This window comes from Bradyrhizobium sp. NBAIM08, assembly GCF_020193935.1.
Lineage (GTDB): Bacteria > Pseudomonadota > Alphaproteobacteria > Rhizobiales > Xanthobacteraceae > Bradyrhizobium > Bradyrhizobium yuanmingense.
Genome location: NZ_JADYVR010001171.1, coordinates 1 through 391, shown reverse-complemented (window position 1 = coordinate 391; position 391 = coordinate 1). Strand labels below are relative to the sequence as shown.

Here is a 391-nt window from a genome sequence, read left to right as displayed (position 1 = left end):
ACCTCGGACACCGAGGCGTACCGCCTCGAGCTCGACCCACCCGCGCTGGTGCACCAGCCCGACGAGCTACCGATGCGCAGCTGGGGCGGGCGCGCGATCGTGGCCGCCGCGGGCGACGTGTACTACGACGCCGTCGGCCGTTGGGTGCCCCTCGAACCGTTCGGCGTCTGCAACCACGAGCGCGAAGCAGTGCTGCGCACGCCGAGCGGCTACGCCGCCGACCCGGTGTCCGGTCAACCGTTCGACAGCGGCATCCCTGGCTGCGTCTGGCACCGGCTGTTCCTCGACGCGGCGATCCCGGAGGGCTGTGCGATCACCGTCGGCGCCCGCGCCTCCGACGACGCCGACTTGCTCGAGCGCTTGCCGTTCGTCCCGCAACCGACGGTGTACC

Annotated in this window: 1 protein-coding gene; it reads left to right on the top strand. The window is 72.4% G+C overall.

Annotation, left to right across the window (positions count from 1 at the left end; genetic code table 11):
* A partial coding sequence (locus I6F37_RS43995; RefSeq protein ID WP_225154986.1) for a hypothetical protein occupies positions 1 to 391 on the top strand: 391 nt, incomplete at both ends.